Source organism: Burkholderia sp. USMB20, from assembly GCF_000949135.2.
In the GTDB taxonomy this organism is placed as follows: domain Bacteria; phylum Pseudomonadota; class Gammaproteobacteria; order Burkholderiales; family Burkholderiaceae; genus Burkholderia.
In genome coordinates this window covers 88,697-109,911 of the sequence record NZ_JTAN02000013.1, presented here as the reverse complement: position 1 = coordinate 109,911, position 21,215 = coordinate 88,697, and the positions used below count along the sequence as shown (strand labels likewise).

At 68.0% G+C, this 21,215-nt stretch carries 13 protein-coding genes, 1 tRNA gene and 1 pseudogene; 4 read left to right on the top strand and 11 right to left on the bottom strand.

Going from position 1 to position 21,215, the window contains the following annotated elements; all coding sequences use genetic code 11:
• Nucleotides 1-58 precede the first annotated feature (58 nt).
• Nucleotides 59-2,146, top strand: coding sequence for a M3 family metallopeptidase (locus PL79_RS17815; RefSeq protein WP_044849111.1), 2,088 nt, complete (start codon nucleotides 59-61; stop codon nucleotides 2,144-2,146).
• Nucleotides 2,147-2,206: 60 nt separating this feature from the next.
• Here the strand turns inward: PL79_RS17815 and dinB are convergent, their stop codons facing one another.
• Entirely contained in the window at nucleotides 2,207-3,568 is a 1,362-nt protein-coding gene (gene dinB, locus PL79_RS17810; RefSeq protein ID WP_082088772.1) for a DNA polymerase IV, read from the bottom strand.
• Between the two features lie 202 nt (nucleotides 3,569-3,770).
• Between dinB and PL79_RS17805 the strand changes: the two genes are divergently transcribed.
• The gene (locus PL79_RS17805) at nucleotides 3,771-4,463 is read left to right on the top strand and encodes an aspartate/glutamate racemase family protein (RefSeq protein WP_044849110.1); all 693 of its coding nucleotides are present in this window, start codon (nucleotides 3,771-3,773) and stop codon (nucleotides 4,461-4,463) included.
• Between the two features lie 82 nt (nucleotides 4,464-4,545).
• On the opposite strand, the gene PL79_RS17800 is transcribed toward PL79_RS17805, so the two are convergent.
• Nucleotides 4,546-4,622 (bottom strand) — tRNA-Met (locus PL79_RS17800).
• A gap of 181 nt (nucleotides 4,623-4,803) precedes the next feature.
• On the opposite strand from PL79_RS17800, the gene xth reads away from it, so the two are divergent.
• Nucleotides 4,804-5,580, top strand: a complete 777-nt coding sequence (gene xth, locus PL79_RS17795; RefSeq protein WP_193759854.1) for an exodeoxyribonuclease III — start codon at nucleotides 4,804-4,806, stop codon at nucleotides 5,578-5,580.
• A 25-nt stretch (nucleotides 5,581-5,605) separates the two neighbouring features.
• Here the strand turns inward: xth and PL79_RS17790 are convergent, their stop codons facing one another.
• From PL79_RS17790 to glnA, 4 genes are all read right to left on the bottom strand, one after another.
• Nucleotides 5,606-7,723 (bottom strand): prolyl oligopeptidase family serine peptidase, encoded by a 2,118-nt coding sequence (locus PL79_RS17790; protein ID WP_044849108.1) that lies wholly within the window; start codon nucleotides 7,721-7,723, stop codon nucleotides 5,606-5,608.
• Nucleotides 7,724-7,804: 81 nt separating this feature from the next.
• Complete coding sequence (gene ntrC, locus PL79_RS17785) at nucleotides 7,805-9,328, bottom strand: nitrogen regulation protein NR(I) (protein ID WP_044849107.1); 1,524 nt, start codon at nucleotides 9,326-9,328, stop codon at nucleotides 7,805-7,807.
• A 46-nt stretch (nucleotides 9,329-9,374) separates the two neighbouring features.
• Entirely contained in the window at nucleotides 9,375-10,517 is a 1,143-nt protein-coding gene (glnL, locus tag PL79_RS17780) for a nitrogen regulation protein NR(II) (protein WP_044849106.1), read from the bottom strand.
• A gap of 161 nt (nucleotides 10,518-10,678) precedes the next feature.
• Nucleotides 10,679-12,094 (bottom strand): type I glutamate--ammonia ligase, encoded by a 1,416-nt coding sequence (glnA, locus tag PL79_RS17775; RefSeq protein ID WP_044849105.1) that lies wholly within the window; start codon nucleotides 12,092-12,094, stop codon nucleotides 10,679-10,681.
• A 405-nt stretch (nucleotides 12,095-12,499) separates the two neighbouring features.
• Between glnA and PL79_RS17770 the strand changes: the two genes are divergently transcribed.
• Nucleotides 12,500-12,964, top strand: a complete 465-nt coding sequence (locus PL79_RS17770; RefSeq protein ID WP_044849104.1) for a rhodanese-like domain-containing protein — start codon at nucleotides 12,500-12,502, stop codon at nucleotides 12,962-12,964.
• Between the two features lie 147 nt (nucleotides 12,965-13,111).
• On the opposite strand, the gene PL79_RS17765 is transcribed toward PL79_RS17770, so the two are convergent.
• The 5 genes and pseudogenes from PL79_RS17765 to hrpA form a co-directional block, all read right to left on the bottom strand.
• The gene (locus PL79_RS17765) at nucleotides 13,112-13,927 is read right to left on the bottom strand and encodes a competence/damage-inducible protein A (protein WP_044849103.1); all 816 of its coding nucleotides are present in this window, start codon (nucleotides 13,925-13,927) and stop codon (nucleotides 13,112-13,114) included.
• On the bottom strand, nucleotides 13,924-14,751 hold the full coding sequence (locus tag PL79_RS17760) for an EI24 domain-containing protein (protein ID WP_044849102.1): 828 nt from the start codon (nucleotides 14,749-14,751) through the stop codon (nucleotides 13,924-13,926). Before PL79_RS17760 ends, PL79_RS17765 begins: the two co-directional genes overlap by 4 nt.
• A 111-nt stretch (nucleotides 14,752-14,862) precedes the next feature.
• A complete protein-coding gene (locus tag PL79_RS17755) occupies nucleotides 14,863-15,837 on the bottom strand; it encodes a sterol desaturase family protein (protein WP_044847671.1) in 975 nt (324 codons plus the stop codon).
• 16 nt (nucleotides 15,838-15,853) lie between these two features.
• Entirely contained in the window at nucleotides 15,854-16,843 is a 990-nt protein-coding gene (locus PL79_RS17750) for a YVTN family beta-propeller repeat protein (protein ID WP_044847670.1), read from the bottom strand.
• Between the two features lie 164 nt (nucleotides 16,844-17,007).
• Nucleotides 17,008-21,211 (bottom strand): annotated as a pseudogene (gene hrpA, locus PL79_RS17745) (ATP-dependent RNA helicase HrpA).
• Between the last annotated feature and the right edge of the window lie 4 nt (nucleotides 21,212-21,215).

The window sequence follows — 21,215 nt, the reverse complement described above, 5'->3', positions numbered from 1 at the left end:
CCGCATCGCGCCTCACCCTTTTCACCCCGGTTCATCCGGCAACAGACAGGGAGTCTTAATGTCCGCCAGCGCCAATACCAATCCGCTCCTCGATTTCTCCGGCCTGCCCCGCTTCGGCGAGATTCGTCCGGAACACGTGACGCCCGCGCTCGACACGCTGCTCGAGGCCGCCAACCGCGCGGTCGACACGGCGAGCGCACCCGCGACGCCGGCGACCTGGACCGCGATCGTCGAGACGGTCGAGCAGGCGACGGAGCCGCTCGGGCGCGCATGGGGCGTCGTCGGCCACCTGAACGCGGTCGCCGATACGCCGGAGCTGCGCGCCGCGTACGGCGAAAACCTGCCGCGCGTGACCGAATTCTGGTCGAGCGTCGGCCAGAACCTCGCGCTGTACGAGAAGTACAAGGCGATCGCCGCGAGCGCCGACTACGCGACGCTGTCCGCCGAGCGCAAGAAAATCCTCGACAACGCCCTGCGCGATTTCCGCCTGTCGGGCGCCGAGCTGCCCGAGGATCAGAAGCCGCGTTTCGCGGAACTGCAGGAGCAGCAGGCCGCGCTGTCGAAGGCGTTCTCCGACCACGTGCTCGACGCGACCAACGCGTATGCGTATTTCGCGCAGGACGAAGCCGAGCTGGCCGGCCTGCCGGGCGACGCGATCGAAGCGGCCCGCGAGGCCGCGCAGAAGGAAGGCAAGGAAGGCTGGAAGTTCACGCTGCACTTTCCGTCCTACTTCCCGGTGCTGCAGTACGCCGAGAACCGTGCGATGCGCGAGACGCTGTACCGCGCGTATGCGACGCGCGCGTCCGAACTCGGGCCGCAATACGGCGGCGGCAAGGCCGAGTGGGACAACACGGCGATCGTCGCGGACGAGCTTAAGCTGCGCCGCGAAGAGGCGCAGATGCTCGGCTACCGCAACTTCGCCGAAGTGTCGCTCGCGCCGAAGATGGCCGAATCGCCGCAACAGGTGATCGCGTTCCTCGAGGATCTCGCGACGCGCGCGCGTCCGCACGCGGACAAGGACTGGGACGAACTGCGCGCGTTCGCCGCGAAGGAACTCGGCCTGACCGAGCTCGCCCCGTGGGACGTCGCGTTCGCGGCCGAGCGGCTGCGTCAGCAGCGCTACGCGTTCTCGGAAAACGAGGTCAAGCAGTACTTCCCGGAACCGGCCGTGCTGAAGGGCCTGTTCAACGTCACCGAAACGCTGTTCGGCGTGCGGATCAAGCCGGACGACGCGCCGGTGTGGCACAAGGACGTGCGCTTCTTCCGCGTGGAGAACCGCGACGGCTCGCTCGTCGCGCAGTTCTATCTCGACCTGTACGCACGCGAAGGCAAGCGCGGCGGCGCGTGGATGGACGATGCGCGTGCGCGCGCCAAGCGCGGCGACGCCGTGCAGACGCCGGTCGCGTACCTGACCTGCAACTTCTCGGCACCCGTCGGCGGCAAGCCCGCCTGCTTCACGCACGACGAGGTCATCACGCTGTTCCATGAATTCGGCCACGGGCTGCATCACATGCTCACGCGCGTCGACGAGCTCGGCGTGTCGGGCATCAACGGCGTCGAATGGGATGCGGTCGAGCTGCCGTCGCAGTTCATGGAGAATTTCTGCTGGGAATGGGACGTGCTGTCGTCGATGTCGTCGCACGTCGATACGGGCGCCGCGCTGCCGCGCGAGCTGTTCGACAAGATGATCGCCGCGAAGAACTTCCAGAGCGGCCTCGGCACGCTGCGCCAGATCGTGTTCTCGATGTTCGACATGCTGCTGCACGTCGACTTCGACCCGGCCGGCACGACCGGCGTGAATGCGTTCGCGCGCGAGATCAACGAGCGCTACCACGTGATCCCGCAGGCCGCGTTCTCGCGCTGGCCGAACACGTTCAGCCACATCTTCGCGGGCGGCTATGCGGCCGGCTACTACAGCTACAAGTGGGCCGAGGTGCTGTCGGCCGACGCGTATGCGGCGTTCGAGGAAGCGGCCGCCGCCAGCGGCAGCGTGCTCGACGCGGCGACCGGCACGCGCTATCGCCGCGAAATCCTCGAAGTCGGCGGCAGCCGGCCGGCGATGGATTCGTTCAAGGCGTTCCGCGGCCGCGAGCCGGAAATCGACGCGCTGCTGCGTCACAACGGGATGGCCTCGCCCGCGCACTGAGCGCGCGCTGTCCGGCTTGTCCGGTTGCGTGGAAAGGCACCGCTGCTGCGGTGCCTTTTTTCATGGCGTGGGAGGTTTGTCGTTGGCGGTGTTCGCCTCGTTCGCCTCGTTCGCGCCGTTCACGTCGTTCGGGTCGGTTGCGTCGGTTGCCGCGTTGGCGTTGGCGTTGGCGTTGGCGTTGGCAGCGGCAGCGGCAGCGGCAGCGGCAGCGGCAGCGGCAGCGGCAGCGGCGTCAGTATCAGCCCCCTCGTCCGCATCGTCCCCATCGTCCCCATCGTCATCGAACAGCGAAAACTGCCCGTGACGTTCGGCCGTGTCCTCGTCGATGCGCACGCCCACGCCGAGCAACCGCACGGCCTGCGCGCGCCGTTGCAGCCCCTTCGCGAGCAGCGTGACGGCCGTCTGCGCGTTCGTCGCGTCGGCCACGCACTCGACCGTCGTACGCTGGAAATCGGCGAAGCGGATCTTCACGTAAAGCTTGCGGATCGTGCGGGCCGCGCCGGCGCGCGCGATGCGCGCGTCGAGCTGCACGACGAGGCGGCGGATCTCGTCCGCGCATTGCTCGAGCGTCGTCAGGTCGGTCACGTAGGTCGTCTCGACGCTGACCGACTTGCGCTCCTGGTCGGCCCGCACCGGCCGCTCGTCGATGCCGCGCGCCAGCTGGTACAGCCGCCGGCCGAACGCACCGAACTCGCGATGCAGGTCGATCAGCGACCAGCCGCGCAACTGCGCGCAGGTCTGGATGCCGAGCCGGTCGAGCCGCGCGGCCGTCACCTGGCCGACGCCGTGCAGCTTGCGCACCGGCAGCGCCGCGACGAACGCATCGACCTCATGCGGCCGCACGACGAACAGGCCGTCGGGCTTGTTCCAGTCGGACGCGATCTTCGCGATGAACTTGTTCGGCGCGACACCCGCCGACACCGTCACGCCGACCGTGTCGTACACGCGCTGGCGAATCTCCCGCGCAATCAGCGTGGCGCTGCCCTGGCACAGCTGCGAACCGCTGACGTCGAGGTACGCCTCGTCGAGCGACAGCGGCTCGACGTCGTGCGTGTAGTCGCGATAGATCGCCATGATCTGCCGCGACGCCGCACGGTACTTGTCCATCGCGGACGGCAGGATCAGCAGGTCCGGACACTTGCGCATCGCGAGCGCCGACGACATCGCGGAATGCACGCCGTAGCGCCGCGCCTCGTAGTTGCAGGTCGCGATCACGCCGCGCTGGTCGGGCCGGCCGCCGACGGCGAGCGGCCGGTTGCGCAGCGACGGGTCGTCGCGCATCTCGACCGACGCGTAAAAGCAGTCGCAGTCGCAGTGGATGATCTTGCGCACGCGCGACGGCGCGTCGCCGGGCGGCGACCCGCGCGGATCGGCAGGCGGGATGATGGTCGGATTCACGGTGCCGATACTGTACAAAAACACAGTGCCCGTTTCAACTGTCGCGTGCTGCCGCGTTCGGCCGACGCCCGGCGCAGCCGGACCGCCTCGGATCGCCTCCGCCCGCTCGCCGGCCACCCCCGACCGGCAATGCCGTACCGGTCCGCTTCGCGCGGATCGTACCGCCGCGCGCCCGGGCCGGCCCCTATACTCGTCTGCCACGACATATGAAACGCACAGGTGACGGATGAAAACGATCGGACTCATCGGCGGGATGAGCTGGGAATCGTCGGCCGAGTACTACCGGATGATCAATCGCCATTCGAAGGCGCTGCACGGCGGCCATCACAACGCGAAGAGCGTGCTGGTCACGGTGGATTTCGCGGAGATCGAAGCGCTGCAGCGCGCGCAGGACTGGGCGGCGCTCGGCGAACGGATGGCCGATGCCGCGCGTCGGCTCGAAGCGGCCGGCGCCGATCTCGTCGTGCTGACGACCAACACGATGCACCGCGTGCACGGCGCGATCGAGGCCGCCGTATCGCTGCCGTTCCTGCACATCGCCGATCCGACCGGCGCCGCGCTGCGCGCCGCGGGCGTCGAGCGCGTCGCGCTGCTCGGCACGCGCTACACGATGGAGCTGCCGTTCTATGCGGAGCGCCTGCGCGACAAGTTCGGCCTCGACGTACTGGTGCCGGACGAATCCGCACGCAACGACGTGCACCGGATCATCTACGACGAGCTGTGTCATGGCGTGATCGATGCCGGGTCGCGCGCGACCTACGTGTCGATCATCGGGGAACTGGCGAAACGCGGCGCGCAGGCGGTGATACTCGGCTGTACGGAAATCACGCTGCTGATCGGCGCGGACGATGTGCCGCTGCCGGTATTCGATACGACCGCGCTGCATGCGAAGGCGGCGGTCGAGTGGGCGGCGGGCTGAAAACAAAAAACCCGGCACGGGGCCGGGTTCCTGTCGACGAAGCGCGCATCGGTCACTTGCGCTGCACATCGTCTGGTGTGCTTGGTTGCGGGGGTAGGATTTGAACCTACGACCTTCGGGTTATGAGCCCGACGAGCTGCCAGACTGCTCCACCCCGCGTCAGAGAAATAAATTATAGGGTGATGAAGCACTCACGTCAATACTTTTGTCACAAATTCTTCGCAGGCCGTCGATATCGACACGCACGGCACCGGCTTCGCATCGTGTGTCGCGCGCGTTCGCGCCCCGTGCTCGCGGTAAGATGGCGGCCTTCGCATTCACCCCGCACGCATTCCCGTTCATGAAAATCGCAACTTGGAACGTCAACTCGCTCAACGTCCGCAAGCAGCACGTGCTCGACTGGCTCGCGCAAAGCGGAACCGACGTGCTGTGCCTGCAGGAACTGAAGCTGCCGGATGAGAAATATCCGCGCGCCGATCTCGAAGCGATCGGCTACCGCAGCTGGTTCGCGGGCCAGAAGACCTACAACGGCGTCGCGATCCTCGCGCGCGACACGCTCGCCGTCGACGAATCGGACGTCGTGCGCAACATCCCCGGCTTCGACGACGCGCAGCAGCGCGTGGTCGCCGTGACGGTCGAAGGCGTGCGCATCGTGTCCGCGTATTTCCCGAACGGCCAGGCACCCGACTCCGACAAGTTCGTCTACAAGATGCAGTGGCTCGACGCGCTGCACGCGTGGCTGGGCACCGAGATGCAGCGCTACCCGAAGCTCGCGCTGCTCGGCGACTACAACATCGCGCCGGAAGACCGCGACGTGCACGACCCGGCGAAATGGGAAGGCCAGAACCTCGTGTCGCCCCAGGAGCGCGCGCACTTCGCGAAGCTGATCGAACTCGGCTTCGTCGATGCGTTCCGCCGCTTCGAGCAGCCCGAGAAGACCTTCACGTGGTGGGACTACCGGATGTTCGCGTTCCGCCGCAACGCGGGGCTGCGCATCGACCACATCCTGCTGTCGCCCGCGCTCGCCGAAACCTGCACGTCGTGCGAGGTCGATCGCGTGCCGCGCACGTGGGAACAGCCGTCCGACCACACGCCTGTGATCGCGGTCGTCAGCTGAACGCCCTGCCCGCTCGCGCCTGCGCTCAAGCGCGCGCGGGCGCGGGCCCGAGATGCGCCCACAGGAAGCCGAATTCCGCCGCATCGGATTCGGCACGCTCAAGATCGTCGGCGCTGCCGTGGCCGCCGTCGGTGTTCTCCCAGTACCACACCCGTTCGTGTCCGAGCGCATGCATGCGCGCGGCCATCTTGCGCGCATGCGCGGGATGCACGCGGTCGTCGCGCGTCGACGTCGTCAGCAGCAGCGGCGGATACGCAACGCCTTCGCGCACGCGGTGATACGGCGAGTAGGCGGCGAGCGCCGCGCCCTCGCGCGCATCGTCCGGATCGCCGTACTCGTCGAGCCACGCGGCGCCCGCGTGCAGCTTCGGATAGCGCCGCATGTCGAGCAACGGCACGCGGCACAGCACCGCGCCGAACAGTTCCGGGCGCTGCACCATGCATGCGCCGACCAGCAGCCCGCCGTTGCTGCCGCCCTCGATGCCGAGTTGCGCGGCCGTCGTCACGCCGGTGCGGATCAGGTCCTCGGCCACTGCGATGAAGTCGTCGAACGAGCGCTGCCGATGCTCGCGTTGCGCGTCGACGTGCCAGCCCGGTCCGAATTCGCCGCCGCCGCGGATGTGCGCGAACGCCGCGACGCCGCCGCGTTCGAGCCATGCGATGCCGAGTGCATCGCTGTAGCCCGGCAGGTTCGGAATCGCGAAGCCGCCATAGCCTGACAGCAGGCACGGCCGCGCGACACGGGCGCTGCCGTCGGGATGCGCCAGGCCATCGAGCGCATCACGCGGCCCGATCAGCGTGTACGGCACGACCGTGCCGTCGCGCGAGCGGGCATTCGCGCGACGCACGACGAGCCCGGCCGCATCGAACCGCACCGGCGGCCGGTCGAGCAGCACGCGACGCGACGGCGCATCGGCCGCGCGGTCGGCCAGATCGGCGAGCCAGCATTCGGGCGGATCGAGATAGGTGTCGACGTCCACGTACACGTCGTCGTTCAGCGTCGACTCGACCGGCTCGACGTCGATCTGCGCGTCGCCCGGCCATTCGAACGGCCGTGCGTCCCACGTCCATGCGCCGTCCTCACCCTGGCGCGGCTGCCACAGCATCGTGCGGTTGTGCACATCGTCGAGCCAGCTCGCGATCAGCATCGTGCGCGTGTGCGTCCACGTGCACGCGGACGTCGTCGGTCGCGGCTCGAACAGCGTCGTGAGCTCGCGCGATCCGGCGAGGAACGCCTGCTCGCGGATCGCGAGCAGCGAGCCGCCCGCGTGACGCACGCCGCCGCAGTCCCAGTCGAGCCGCGGCTCCAGCATCAGCCAGCCTTCCCAGAAACCGACCTCGACGTGCGTCGGCACGTCGTAGCGCGCCCACTCGCCCGCGTCGGTCAGCCGGTATGCATGCGCGTCGAAGAAATCGACGCTGCGCCACGCGACGTGGCGGCCGTCGATCGGATCGAACCCGGCGCCCGCGCTGATGTCGTCGGGTTCGCCGCGGAACACCACCGGCGCATCGGCGAGCGGCGTGCCGCGCACCCAGCGGCGCGCTTCGTACGGATAGCCGGCGGCGGTCGCATGCGCCTCGCCGCGATCCCAGCTCACGTAGACGGTGTCTCGGTCGATCCAGCCTATCGTGTGATTCCCGGGCACGTCGATCGTGAAGCCGCCGTCGACGAAACGGCGCTGCACGAGGTCGAATTCGCGCACGACGACCGCGTCGGCGCCGCCCGGCGACAACGACAGCAGCGCGCGGTCGCCGTCCGGGTACAGGATCGCGTCCTGCTCGAACACCCACGACTCGCCCTCTTGCGCGCCGAGCGCGTCGACGTCGAGCAGCGTTTCCCACTCGGGCCGGCCCGCGCGCCAGTCGTCCCAGCGCGCGCGGCGCCACAGTCCCTTCGGATGGAGATCGTCCTGCCACAGGTCGTACGCCCAGTCGCGCCAGCGGGTCGGAATCACCGGGCGTTCGCGCGGCAGATACGCCTGCGCGAGCCGCGCGGTCAGCGCGCGATACGCGTCGTCGTCGCGCAGCGCGACCCGCGTGCGCGCATTCTGCTCGTCGACCCACGCACGGGCACGCTTGCTGTCGAGCGCTTCGAGAAAACGGAAGGGATCGGCCCCGGCGGGCCAGCGGAAGGAATCGGACATGACGGGAGCGCACGTGACGGCAAACCGCGATTATGTCCGATCGCGGCATGCGCGACGCACGCGCATGCCGCGACAGAGGCTTTACGGCTCCAGATGCAGTTCCTGGATCTTGCGCGTGATCGTGTTGCGGCCGATGCCGAGCCGCTCTGCCGCCTCGACCTTGCGGCCGCGCGTGAAATCGAGCGCCTCGCGGATCACGGCCGCCTCGAAGCGGCGCGCGAGCTCGTCCATCACGTCGGCCGAATTCTCGCGCAACAGCCGCGCGACTTCCGTGCGCAGCCCGCTTTCCCACATCGGATAGCCGGCCGGTGCGCCGTTCGGCGCGACCGCGACGGGCGCAGCCGTCAACGGCGCGCCCACCGCCGGCTGCACGCGCGCGATGTCGCCACCGCCCACGCCGGTGCCGGCGTGCGCATCCGCGCCGTCGGCCGTCGCCGTCACCGGCGCGCCTGCCGGCACGAGGTCGGGCGGCAGGTCCTTGATCTCGACCGTCTGCGCGGGCGCCATCACGGTCAGCCAGTTCGCGAGGTTCTCGAGCTGACGCACGTTGCCGGGGAACGTGAGCGACGTCAGATACGCGAGCGCTTCGTCGGACACGCGCTTCGGCTCGACGCCGAGATCGCGCGCGCTCTTCTGCAGGAAGTGGCGCGTGAGCAGCGCGATGTCCTCGCTGCGTTCGCGCAGCGGCGGCAGCCGCAGCCGGATCACGTTGAGCCGGTGGTAAAGGTCCTCGCGGAACAGCCCCTGCCGCACGCGCGACTCGAGATTCTGGTGGGTCGCGGCGATCACGCGCACGTTCGCGCGCAGCGGGTTGTGGCCGCCGACCCGATAGAACTGGCCGTCCGACAGCACGCGCAACAGGCGCGTCTGCAGGTCGAACGGCATGTCGCCGATTTCGTCGAGGAACAGCGTGCCGTTCTCGGCCTGCTCGAAGCGGCCCTGGCGCGTCGTCTGCGCGCCGGTGAACGCGCCGCGCTCATGGCCGAACAGTTCGGATTCGAGCAGGTCCTTCGGAATCGCCGCGGTATTCAGCGCGATGAACGGCCCGTTCGCGCGCGGGCTGTGACGGTGCAGCGCCCGCGCGACGAGCTCCTTGCCGGTGCCCGACTCGCCGGTGATCAGCACGGTCGCGGCCGAGTGCGACAGGCGGCCGATCGCGCGGAACATGTCCTGCATCGCGGGCGCCTGGCCGAGCATCTCGGGCGCTTCGGCCACACGCTCGTCCTGCGGCGCGCCGCCGCGCAGGCTCTCCTCGACCGCGCGGCGAATCAGCTCGACCGCCTTGTCGACGTCGAACGGCTTCGCGAGATATTCGAACGCGCCGCCCTGAAACGCCGCGACGGCGCTGTCGAGATCGGAGAACGCCGTCATGATGATGACGGGCAGGCCCGGCAGGCGCTCGTGCATCGCCTGCAACAGCTCGAGGCCGGAGCCGCCCGGCATCCGGATGTCGGACACGAGCACCTGCGGCGTCTCGTGGTCGAGCGCGGCCAGCGCGTCGCGCACGTTCGCGAAGCTCTTCGTCGCGAAGCTGTCCCGGGCGAGTGCCTTTTCGAGCACCCAGCGGATCGATTGATCGTCGTCTACTATCCAGATCGGCTTCATAGGTCGGTCAGGTATGGGTGAATCCGGTGAATCGCCATGCCGCCGCTCAATGATCGAGCGGCAGCAGGATCTGAAATTCGGTACGACCGGGCCGGCTCTCGACCTCGATCATCCCGTCGTGCTGCTGCACGAACGTCTGCGCGAGCGTGAGGCCGAGGCCGCTGCCGTCGTCGCGCCCGGACACGAGCGGGTAGAAGATCCGGTCGCGGATCTCCTCCGGAATGCCGGGCCCGTTGTCGACCACGTGCAAGTCCAGTGCCAGCCTGTACAGGCGCTTCGCGATCGTCACCTTGCGTGCGATACGCGTGCGCAGCTCGATCTTCGCGTCGCCCTGCGCGATCCGCTCGCGCAGCGCCTGCGCCGCGTTGCGCACGATGTTCAGCAGCGCCTGGATCAGCTGCTCCTTGTCGCCGCGCAGGTCCGGCACGCTCACGTCGTAGTCGCGCTCGATGGTGAGCCCGCGCGGAAATTCCGCGAGCATCACCGCGCGCACGCGTTCGCATACTTCATGAATGTTCACGTCGCCGACGATGTGCGGATGCCGGTGCGGCTCCAGCAACCGGTCGACGAGCGTCTGCAGGCGGTCGGACTCCTTGATGATCACCTGCGTGTATTCGCGCAACTCGCCGCGCTCGCGCCCGCTCAGTTCGAATTCGAGCAGCTGGGCTGCACCGCGAATGCCGCCGAGCGGGTTCTTGATCTCGTGCGCGAGGTTGCGGATCAGTTGCTTGTTGACCGCGGTCAGGTCGTGGATGCGCTCCTCGCGATCGGTGCGCGACTGCCGTTCGTTCTCGAACAGTTCGACCAGCACGAAATCGGGCACGGTCTCGAGGAAGCCGACGATCGCATGCACGTGCAGCGGCTCGCGGCCGGGCCGGTCGAGCACGGTATCGAGATGCGTCGCGTGAAAGCGCTCCTGGCCGATCGCGGTGATCGTCGACGCGAGTTCGTTCGCATTCGGGAAAATCTCGCCCCACGGCCGCTGCGCGAGCTGCCGGCGCGAGATGTCGAGCATCGCCTCCGCGGACGGGTTCGCGAACGCGACCCGCAGCGTCTTGCGGTCGAGCACGATCACGGCCGTCGGCAGCGCTTCCAGCCCCGCCAGCAGGCCCGAGCGCGCGAGCCGCTCGTCTTCCGTCAGTCGCTCGGGCTGCCCCGTCTTCGCCTTGATGAGATTCTTCAGAGCCATCGTGCGTGTCGTCGCGCGTTACCGGGTCGGAAATTGGAAATTTTCGGAACAAAAAAGGGACGGCTGGACGCCGTCCCCCTTCAGACTCCGCGGTTCCCGCCGCAGGCCACGCGACGGGAACGAACCGGCATGACGGCGCTGAATCGAAGCGCCATCGCCGATTACAGCGAGTAGTACATCTCGAACTCGATCGGATGCGTCGTCATGCGGAACTTCGCCAGCTCCTGCTCCTTCAGCGCGAGGTACGCATCGATCATGCCGTCGGTGAACACGCCACCGCGCGTCAGGAACTCGCGATCCTTGTCGAGCGCTTCCAGTGCCTGGTCGAGGCCTGCGCAGACGGTCGGGATCTTTGCGTCCTCTTCCGGCGGCAGGTCGTACAGGTTCTTGTCGGCGGCTTCGCCCGGATGGATCTTGTTCTGGATCCCGTCGAGGCCGGCCATCATCAGCGCCGTGAAGCACAGGTACGGGTTCGCCATCGGATCCGGGAAGCGCGTTTCGATACGGCGACCCTTCGGGTTCGACACGTGCGGAATGCGGATCGATGCCGAACGGTTGCGCGCCGAGTACGCGAGCTTGACCGGTGCTTCGAAGTGCGGGACCAGACGCTTGTACGAGTTCGTCGTCGGGTTCGTGATCGCGTTCAGCGCACGGGCGTGCTTGATGATGCCGCCGATGTAGAACAGCGCCAGTTCCGACAGGCCCGCGTAGCCGTTACCCGCGAACAGGTTCTGGCCGTCCTTCCAGATCGACTGGTGAACGTGCATGCCCGAACCGTTGTCGCCGACGACCGGCTTCGGCATGAACGTCGCCGTCTTGCCGTACGAGTGCGCGACGTTGTGGATGATGTACTTCGACCATTGCGTCCAGTCGGCGCGCTGCACGAGCGTCGAGAACTTCGTGCCGATTTCGTTCTGGCCCTGGCCCGCCACTTCGTGGTGGTGCACTTCGACCGGGATGCCGAGCTGTTCGAGCAGCAGGCACATTTCCGAACGCATGTCCTGGAACGTGTCGACCGGCGCGACCGGGAAGTAGCCGCCCTTCGTGCCCGGACGGTGGCCCGTGTTGCCGCCTTCGAATTCCTTGGCCGAGGACCACGGTGCTTCTTCCGAGTTGATCTTCACGAAGCAGCCCGACATGTCCGTGTTCCACTGGACCGAGTCGAAAATGAAGAATTCCGGTTCCGGACCGAAGTAGGCGGTGTCGCCGATGCCCGTGCTCTTCAGGTACGCTTCGCCGCGCTTCGCGAGCGAACGCGGGTCGCGCTCGTAGCCCTTGCCGTCGGCCGGCTCGACCACGTCGCAGGTCAGCACGAGGGTCGACTCTTCATAGAACGGGTCGACGAATGCGGCGCTCGGATCCGGCATGAGCAGCATGTCCGACGCCTCGATGCCCTTCCAGCCGGCGATCGACGAGCCGTCGAATGCATGGCCGCTTTCGAACTTGTCTTCGTCAAACGCCGAAACCGGCACCGACACGTGCTGTTCCTTGCCGCGCGTATCCGTGAAGCGGAAATCGACAAACTTGACGTCCTCGTCCTTCACGAGCTGCATGACGTCGGCGACGGTTTTACTCATAACCTCTTCTCCTGATTGAACAATTCCGGCGGACTGGGAACCGCCTCGTTTATCGAGCTGCCCGGAGTCTGGCTTTGGCGCAGCGTGCCCCGGGTCGACCGAATTCTATATAGCAGCTTCCGTGCCAACCATCGCAAAACCGACGCGAATCACGCCGACCCGCGCCGTAGCGGGGCCCGGCTGCGCGATTCCGGGGCCGGGCGCCGCACCGGCGGCGGCGCCTCCGCACCGCAACGGTGCAATCCCGGGGAGGCGACGGCGTCGACGAATCTTTTTGGTGCATTCGTGCCATTCTGCACTCTTTTGGTGAGCGCGTGGGCGGTGCATGCGCCACCGGGCACGCGGACATCCGCGCGGCGGCGCCGCGCTAGAATGTTCGTTTGACCGATACGGAGACCTCCTGCCATGAGTACGCTCGACCAGCTTTACGCGAAGGCCGAAGAACGCCGCGCCCAAGGCGCGCTCAACTATGCCGGCGCCCTGCTGCCGGCCGAGGCATTCGAACTGCTGCAGCTCGACCCGTCGGCACGCCTCGTCGACGTGCGCACCCGCGCCGAGCTCGACTGGATCGGCCGCCCGCTCGTCGGCGACGGCCAGTACCTGCACCTCGAATGGACGCGCTATCCGGGCGGCGTGCCGAACGCCGAATTCATCGATCAACTGAAAGCGGCCCTCCCGGCCGATACGCCGATCCTGTTCCTGTGCCGCAGCGCCGCGCGCTCGAAGCTCGCCGCGGTCGCGTCGACGCAGGCCGGCTTCACGAAGGCCTTCGACCTGCTCGAAGGCTTCGAGGGCGGCAAGGATGCCGAAGGCCACCGCAAGACGGTCGACGGCTGGTGCTTCCGGAAACTGCCGTGGATCGGCGCCTGACGGCGCATCCGCCCAGGCACGCCCGACTGCCACATCGTCGAGCCGGGCGATGACATCCCGATGACGGGCCGCGTTGCGCGGCCCGTGGTTTTTGCGGGGCCGTTCAACGGCCCGCATGCGCGATCGACGCGCGCGGCCTTCAGGCCTTCAGGCGCGCGGCGCCTCCGGTTCGACCACGTCGCCGCCGAGCAGGTGCACGCCTTCGCGCAGCTTCACGAACGCGGCCGCGACCGCCTCCGGCTCGCCCTTCACGCCGAGGTCGATATGCCGGCGCGCATAGATCCCGCCGCGCTCGGCATCGCCGACGCTCGGCAGGCTGAACACGCGCACACTCGGGAAATCGCGCTCGATCTTCTCCATCAGCGGCGTGAGCGTCGACTCCGGCAGTTCGAACACGTACAGCGAGCGCTCCGCGTGCGGCGTCGCATGATGGAGATGCCGGTACTTCGTGTCGAGCACCCATTCGATCATCGGCCACGCCATCACCGGGAAGCCCGGCACGAAATGGAGATCGCCGACCGAGAAACCGGGAATCCGGTTATAGCCGTTCGGGATGATCGTCGCGCCCGCCGGGAACACGCCCATGTTGAAGCGATGCTGGTTTTCCGGCGATTCGAAGTCGACCGGCGTGGCCGCATCGGTGTGCGTCTCGCGAATGCGCTCCGAGATCAGCGCCTTCGCTTCCGGATGCAGCACGAGCGGCACGCCGAGCGCGGCGGCCGCGCATTGGCGCGTGTGGTCGTCCGGCGTCGCGCCGATCCCGCCCGTGGAGAACACGATGTCGCCCGACGCGATCGCGCGCGCGAGCGTCGCGGTGATCCGCGCCGGATCGTCGCCGACGTATTCGGCCCAGTCGAGCGCGAGGCCGCGCGCGCCGAGCAGTTCGATGACCTTCGCCAGATGCTTGTCCTGCCGGCGGCCCGAAAGGATTTCGTCGCCGATGATGATGATGCCGATGCTCATGCCTGCCCCATGTCGATTGCGGTGGCGCGCGAACTCGCACGCAGGTCGTCCAGCGCGCGCAGGCAATAGTGCCCGAACCACAGCGCCGAGAAGACGAGGATGAAAGCGTAAACCCAGATCATGGCCGCCGCCACGAACGGAAACAGCACCATCATCCAGACCGACGACACCCACACGAAGGTCGGCACGGTGCCGAGCAGCCCGGTCGCGACGCCGATGCCGATCAGCGGCCAGCGATGCTGGCGCACGAGCGCGCGGCGTTCGTCGCGGCTCGCGTGCTGCGCGAGCGCGTCGTAGGTCATCACGCGGTACGTGAGCCAGCCCCAGATCACCGGCGGCAACAACGCGAAGAACGGCGGGATCAGCCACAGCGGAATCGTGACGACGAGCAGCACGACACCCACGATCGCCGCGCCGAGCGAATTGAACACGCTGCCGAAGAACGTGCCGCCCCGCTTCGCCTCCAGCGCGGCGAACTGCCGGTTCGACAGGTGCCTGATCACGACCGGCATCGAGATCGTCGCGATCAGCAGCAGCACGGTCAGCACGATCAGCGGAATCGCGAGCGACACGACGACGAACGGCGCGACGACCGCATGCAGCTGCGACATCCCGAGCGCGTCGAACGCGCGGTACAGCGCGGCGGTCAGCACGAAGCCGTCGAGCGCGCCGCGCGCGGCGTCGATCAGCGTCTGCCACGAGAACCACAGCACGACGCCCCACAGCAGCGCGGAGACGACGAACGGCATCAGGGTGAGCCACAGCATGCGCGGGTGCAGCGCGCTGGCGAACGCCCGGACGAAGGAGCGCAGCAAGTCGTTCATGCGAACCTGTATCGACGATGAAAAACGGGAAAAGGATAAACCACACGGCCCGCATGCGCCAAAGCGCATGCGGGCCGTGCGGGAAAGCCGTTCAACGGGAAAGTGACGCGCTCAGGCCGACGCCGCGCCGCGCTTCGCGGGAACGAGGCGCCGGAAGATCCGCACGAACGCGAGGCCGTGCTGCGCCCAGAAGCCTTCGCCGTAGGACACGCCTTCGACCTGCTCGCGGATGCCGGTCGGCTCGACCGTGCGGTTCCACGACGCGGTGCCGAACATCATGTCCCACCACGGGAACAGCACGCCGAAGTTGCAGCCGTACTTGGTGCCTTCGTGGCCATAGCCGACCGCGTGGTGGCGCCGGTGGAAGGTCGGGCTCACGAGCAGGCGCTCGCCGAGCCAGCCGAACGACAGCCGCGCATTCGTATGCTGGATGCTCTGCACGAAGTTCGTGACCGCGGTCAGCACGACGAACTGCGACGGCGTCACGCCGATTACGAGCGCGATCGCCGCGAAGAAGCAGGATTGCAGCACGTTGTCGAGCAGGTGGTTGCGGTCGTCGCACCACAACGACATCTGCCGCTGGCTGTGATGCACCGCGTGCAGCTCCCACCAGATGCCGAACTTGTGCTGCCAGCGGTGATACCAGTAGCCGGCGAAGTCGAGCACGACGAGGTAGATCGCGAACGCGACGATCGGCCGCGAGGTCACGCCCGGCCACAGATAATCGAGGTTGACGTTCGCAACGCCGTGCAGGCGCAGCCACGCCTGGAAGCGGTCGAACACCGGCTGCAGCGCGAAGAAGAAGAACAGCGTGTAGATGCCGAGCTTCGAGATCGCGGTATAGATCACGTCGACCCGCACCGCGCGGCGGTTCTTCCAGCGCTCGACGGGCGCGAGCGCCTCGAGCGGGCGCAGCAGCGCGAACATCAGCACCATCTGGAGCGCGCCGATGATCACCCAGTACAGCGCGTCGTAGGTGTCCTCGTCATAGTCCATCAGGTTGAACTTGAAGAGGAGCGGCTGCACGACGTCGACGTACAGCCAGGTCTGGATGTCCGACACGAACGCATCGATCAGGTGCAGCATCGTCCGCCTCCGCCCGTCACGCGCCGTTCGCAGCCTTCCACGGCGCGCGGTCGTAGAAGTAGATGCCGTGCGGCGAACGGCCGACGGAGATCGTCTGCACCAGCTTGCGCGAGGCCAGGTCGATGATCCCGACCTTCTTCGCGAAGCGGAACGTCACCCACAGCGTCTTCTTGTCGGCGGACAGCTCCATGTCGTCCGGGCCCGGCAGCAGGCCGGTGATGTCGCCGACCTTGGTGAGCGTGTTCTCGTCGATGATGCTGATCGTGTTCGCGACCCGGTTCGTGATCGCGACGTGCGTGCCGTCCGCGAGCGAGCGGAAGTTGTGCGCGCCCTTGCCGGTCTGGATGGTCTTCACGACCTTCTGATTGCGCCAGTCGACGACCGCGACGTAATCGGCACCCGTCATGCCGACCAGCAGGTACTTGTCGTCCGGCGTCATCCACAGGCCCGCCGGCACGTTGCCGACCGGCATCTTCCACTTGACCGTCTGCGTCGCGAGGTCGACCGCCGCGATCTCGCCGGACACCTGCAGCGACACGAGCACGGTCTTGCTGTCCTTCGTGAACGCGATGTGGCTCGGCATCACCGCGAGCGGCAAGCGCTTCACGAGATGCAGGTCGCGGCCGTCGTAGCTGTAGATGTCGAGCCGGTCGAGCCGCAGCCCGGTCGACACGAACCACTTGTTGTCGGGCGAGAAGCCGAGCTGGTACGGATCCTCGATGCCTTCGACCGTGCGCTGCAGCTTGCCCGTCTTCGGATCGACGAACATCAGGCTGTTCGAGACCGAATTCGCGACGATCAGCGACGAATTGTCCGGCGTCGCCATCAGGTGGTGCGGCTCCTTGCCGGTCGGCATCGTGCCGACGACCTGGCGGGTCTGCTGGTCGATCAGGGAAAGCGTCGCTTCGGCCGAATTGAGGATGATCACGTTATTCGCGTGCGCGGCAGGCGCCAGCACGGCGGCGGCCAGCGCAAGCGTGCGGCCGAAGGAAAGGAAAGTGCGCATGAAGACTCACGTCGTGGAACAGCAGTGATTGTAAAACGCTCGACCGGCCCTGCCGGTTGGGAAGTCGCCCTCGCACTTCGAACGCACGCCGCCCGCCGTGCGCTGCCCGGCAGGCGCCGGCGCCCGGCCGGCGGCCGCGGGCGGCCCGGACAACCGCCGTTGCGCTAGCGCTGCATCGACTCCCAGACTTGTGCAGACGCTGACAGAGACAGGCATCGGCGTGCGCAGTTCCTGCGCGAACAGCGAAATGCGCAGTTCCTCCAGCAGCCAGCGGAATTCCGCGAGCCGCGGATCGGCGACGCCGCCGCGCTGCGACACCGCGCGCTGGTACTGCTGGACGAGCGGCAGCAGCTCGCCGGACTGCTTCGCGTCGCGCGCCGGGTCGGCCTTCAGCTTGTCGATCCGCAGCGCGATGCCTTTCAGGTAGCGCGGGAAGTGTGCAAGCTGCACGTAAGGCGTGTCGATCACGAAGCGCTTGCCGACCAGCGCGGCGAGCTGCTGCTGCAGATCCGCGTGGGCCTGTGCGAACGGCTTCGCCTGCGCGAGCTTCTTCGCGAGCCCCGCGTACTCGGCGAGGATCTGCCCGACGAGCCGCGCGATTTCCTGCGCGAGCAGGTTCAGGCGGCTGCGGCCTTCGTCGCGACGCGCGTGGAAGCTCGCGTCGTCGTCGGGCAGCGGATCCTGCAGGCACGCACGGTCGAGCGCCGTGTCGATCAGCTGGTCGCGCAGCTCGTCCTGCGTGCCGAGCGACATGTACTGCATCGCCATCTCGCGCAGCCCCGGCAGGTTCTTCTCGAGGAACTTGATCGGCTCCTTCAGCTGCAGCGCGAACAGCCGCCGCAAGCCGGCCCGGTGGATCCGCGCGGCCTCCTCCGGCGAGTCGAACACCTCGACGTCGCAATGCGTGCCGCGATCGACGAGCGCCGGATAGCCGTACAGCGTCTGGCCGCGCCGGCGGATCTCCAGCAGCTCGGGGAGCTTGCCGAAGTTCCACGTCGTCAGGTTCTCGTACAGCGCGGTCGCGCCGGCTTCCGCCGGGGCGGCCGTGTGCGGTGCGACGCCCTTGCCCGGCTTGCCGCCCTTCGCCGCCGAAGCCGCGGAACCCGCCGTGGCAGGCGGCGCCGGCGTGGCGCCCGCGTCGTCCGCGCCGGCTTCGCCGCCGGGCGCGATCGTCGACGCCGCCGCGATCTTCTGGAACTGCTGCTGCGCCTGCGCGCCGAGTTCCTGGCGCAGTTGCGCGAGATTGCGCCCCATCGCGAGCTGGCGGCCGTGCTCGTCGATCACCTTGAAGTTCATGAACAGGTGAGCGGGCAGCGTCTCGAGCTTGAAGTCGGCCGTCTTCATCGCGACCTGCGTCTCGCCGCGCACGTCGGCGATCAGCGCCTCGACGAGGCCGCCCGCGCCGAAGCGCTCGCGGCCCGTGCGCTCGACGAAGCCGGCCGCGTACTCGGGCAGCGGCACGCAATGCCGGCGCAGCTTCTGCGGCAGCGACTTCAGCAGCAGCTGCACCTTTTCCTTCAGCATCCCCGGCACGAGCCATTCGCAGCGGCGCGCGTCGACCTGGTTCAGCGCGTACAGCGGCACCGCGAGCGTCACGCCGTCGCGCGGCGTGCCGGGTTCGAAGTGATAGGTCAGCGCCATCTCGACGCCGGCCATCGTCGCGCGCTTCGGAAACAGCTCGGTCGTGACGCCCGCCGCCTCGTGGCGCATCAGGTCGTCGCGCGACAGGTACAGCAGGCGCTGCTTGTCCTCCGCCTGGCCGCCCTTCTTCACTTCATCCCGATACCAGCGCTCGAACGCGACGCCCGTGTGAATTCCTTCCGGAATCGCCTGGTCGTAGTACGCGTAGATCAGCTCGTCGTCGACCAGCACGTCCTGCCGGCGCGACTTGTGCTCGAGCTGCTCGATGTCGGCGAGCAGCTTGCGGTTGTGCGCGAAGAACGGCAGCTTCGTGTCGAATTCGCCTTCGACCAGCGCGCCGCGGATGAACAGCTCGCGCGCCCGCGCCGGGTCCTGCTTGCCGAACGCGACGCGCCGGCGGTGGTAGATCGGCAGCCCGTACAGCGTCGCGCGCTCGAACGCGCTGACCTGCGCGGGACGCTTTTCCCAATGCGGCTCCGACAGCGATTTCTTCAGCAGGTGGGCGCCGATCTTCTCGACCCACTCCGGCTCGATCTTCGCGAGGCAGCGCGCGTACAGCCGGCTCGTCTCGACGAGTTCGGCCGCCATCACCCAGCGGCCGGCCTTCTTCGCGATCGCGGAGCCCGGCCACAGGTAGAACTTGATCCCGCGTGCGCCGAGGTAGTGCGGATCGTCGTCGGCCTTCATGCCGAGGTTGCCGAGCAGGCCCGTCAACAGGGCCAGATGCACCTGCTCGTAGGTCGCCTCGACCTCGTTGAGGCGCCAGCCGTGTTCGCGCACGACCGTCAGCAGCTGCGAATGGACGTCGCGCCATTCGCGCAGTCGCAGGTGCGACAGGAAATTCTGCCGGCATGCGTCGATCAGCTGGCGGTTCGACTTCTTGTGCGCGACGGCCTCTTCGAACCACGCCCAGATCTTCAGCCACTGCAGGAATTCGGAACGCTCGTCGGCGAACCGGCGGTGCGCCTGGTCGGCCTGCTCCTGCGCTTCGATCGGCCGGTCGCGCGGGTCCTGCACGGACAGCGCGCTCGCGATGATCAGCACCTCGCGCAGCGACTGCTGGTCGCGCGCAGCGAGAATCATCCGGCCGACGCGCGGATCGAGCGGCAGCCGCGCGAGTTCGCGGCCGAGCGGCGTCAGCGCGTTGTCGTCGTCGACCGCGCCGAGTTCGTTGAGCAGCTGGTAGCCATCCGCGATCGCGCGGCCGGGCGGCGGCTCGAGGAACGGGAACGATTCGATCGCCGTCAGGTGCAGCGATTTCATCCGCAGGATCACCGACGCGAGCGACGAGCGCAGGATTTCGGGATCGGTGAAGCGCGCGCGCGCCTGGTAGTCGCTTTCCTCGTACAAGCGGATGCAGACGCCGTCGGCCACCCGGCCGCAGCGGCCCGCGCGCTGGTTCGCGGCGGCCTGCGAGATCGACTCGACCTGCAGCTGCTCGACCTTGTTCCGGTACGAATAGCGCTTCACGCGCGCGAGGCCGGTGTCGACGACGTAGCGGATGCCCGGCACCGTCAGCGAGGTTTCGGCCACGTTGGTCGCGAGCACGATGCGGCGCGCGTTCGACGCCTTGAACACCTTGTCCTGGTCGGCCGCCGACAGCCGCGCGAACAGCGGCAGGATCTCGGTGTGCGGCGGATGGTGCTTGCGCAGCGCCTCGGCCGCCTCGCGGATCTCGCGCTCGCCGGGCAGGAACACCAGCACGTCGCCGGGGCCTTCGCGGCACAGTTCGTCGACCGCGTCGACGATCGCGTCCATCAGGTCGCGCTCGGCCTCGCGCGCGGTCTTCACGCGGTCGCGGCCGCCCGTGCCTTCGGCGTTTTTCACCGCCGGGCGATCCTCGGCCACCGGGCGATAGCGCATCTCGACCGGATACAGCCGCCCGCTCACCTCGATCACGGGCGCCGGGCGCTCGTCGGTGCCGAAATGGCGCGCGAAGCGATCGGCGTCGATCGTCGCGGACGTGACGATCAGCTTCAGGTCGGGCCGCCGCGGCAGGATTTCCTTCAGGTAGCCGAGCAGGAAGTCGATGTTCAGGCTGCGCTCGTGCGCCTCGTCGATGATCAGCGTGTCGTACGCCTTCAGCAGCGGATCGGTCTGCGTCTCGGCGAGCAGGATGCCGTCCGTCATCAGCTTGACGGACGCGCCCGGCGCGAGATTGTCGGTGAAGCGCACCTTGTAGCCGACCACCTCGCCGAACGGCGTGCCGAGTTCCTCGGCGATCCGGCGGCCGGTCGACGACGCGGCCAGGCGCCGCGGCTGCGTATGGCCGATCAGGCCCGTGCCGCCGGCGCCGAGGCCGCGGCCGAGATCGAGGCAGATCTTCGGCAGCTGCGTGGTCTTGCCCGAACCCGTCTCGCCGCAGACGATGACAACCTGATGACCGGCGATCGCGCGCGCGATTTCGTCGCGCTTGCCCGACACCGGCAGGCTTTCGGGGTAAGTGATCGGCGGAACGGGATTCGGCGCAACGGTGGCGCGCGGCGCACGCTCACGGCGCGGAGCGCGCTCGCCGGCGGCCTGCGGTGCGCCCTTCGCGGACGGCTGGCGCGCATCGCCACGCCGTTCGTCGCCGCGCGGCGCGTGGGCCGGCTTGCCCGCCGGCTTTTCCTGCTGCTGGCGCGGCGGCTGGCCCTGCTGCTGACGCGCGTCGGCCGCACCATCCGGGTGCTTCGCCGACGGCGCTTTGGCCCGCGTCGGCGCGGGACTTTTAGGTACATTCGACATGGGG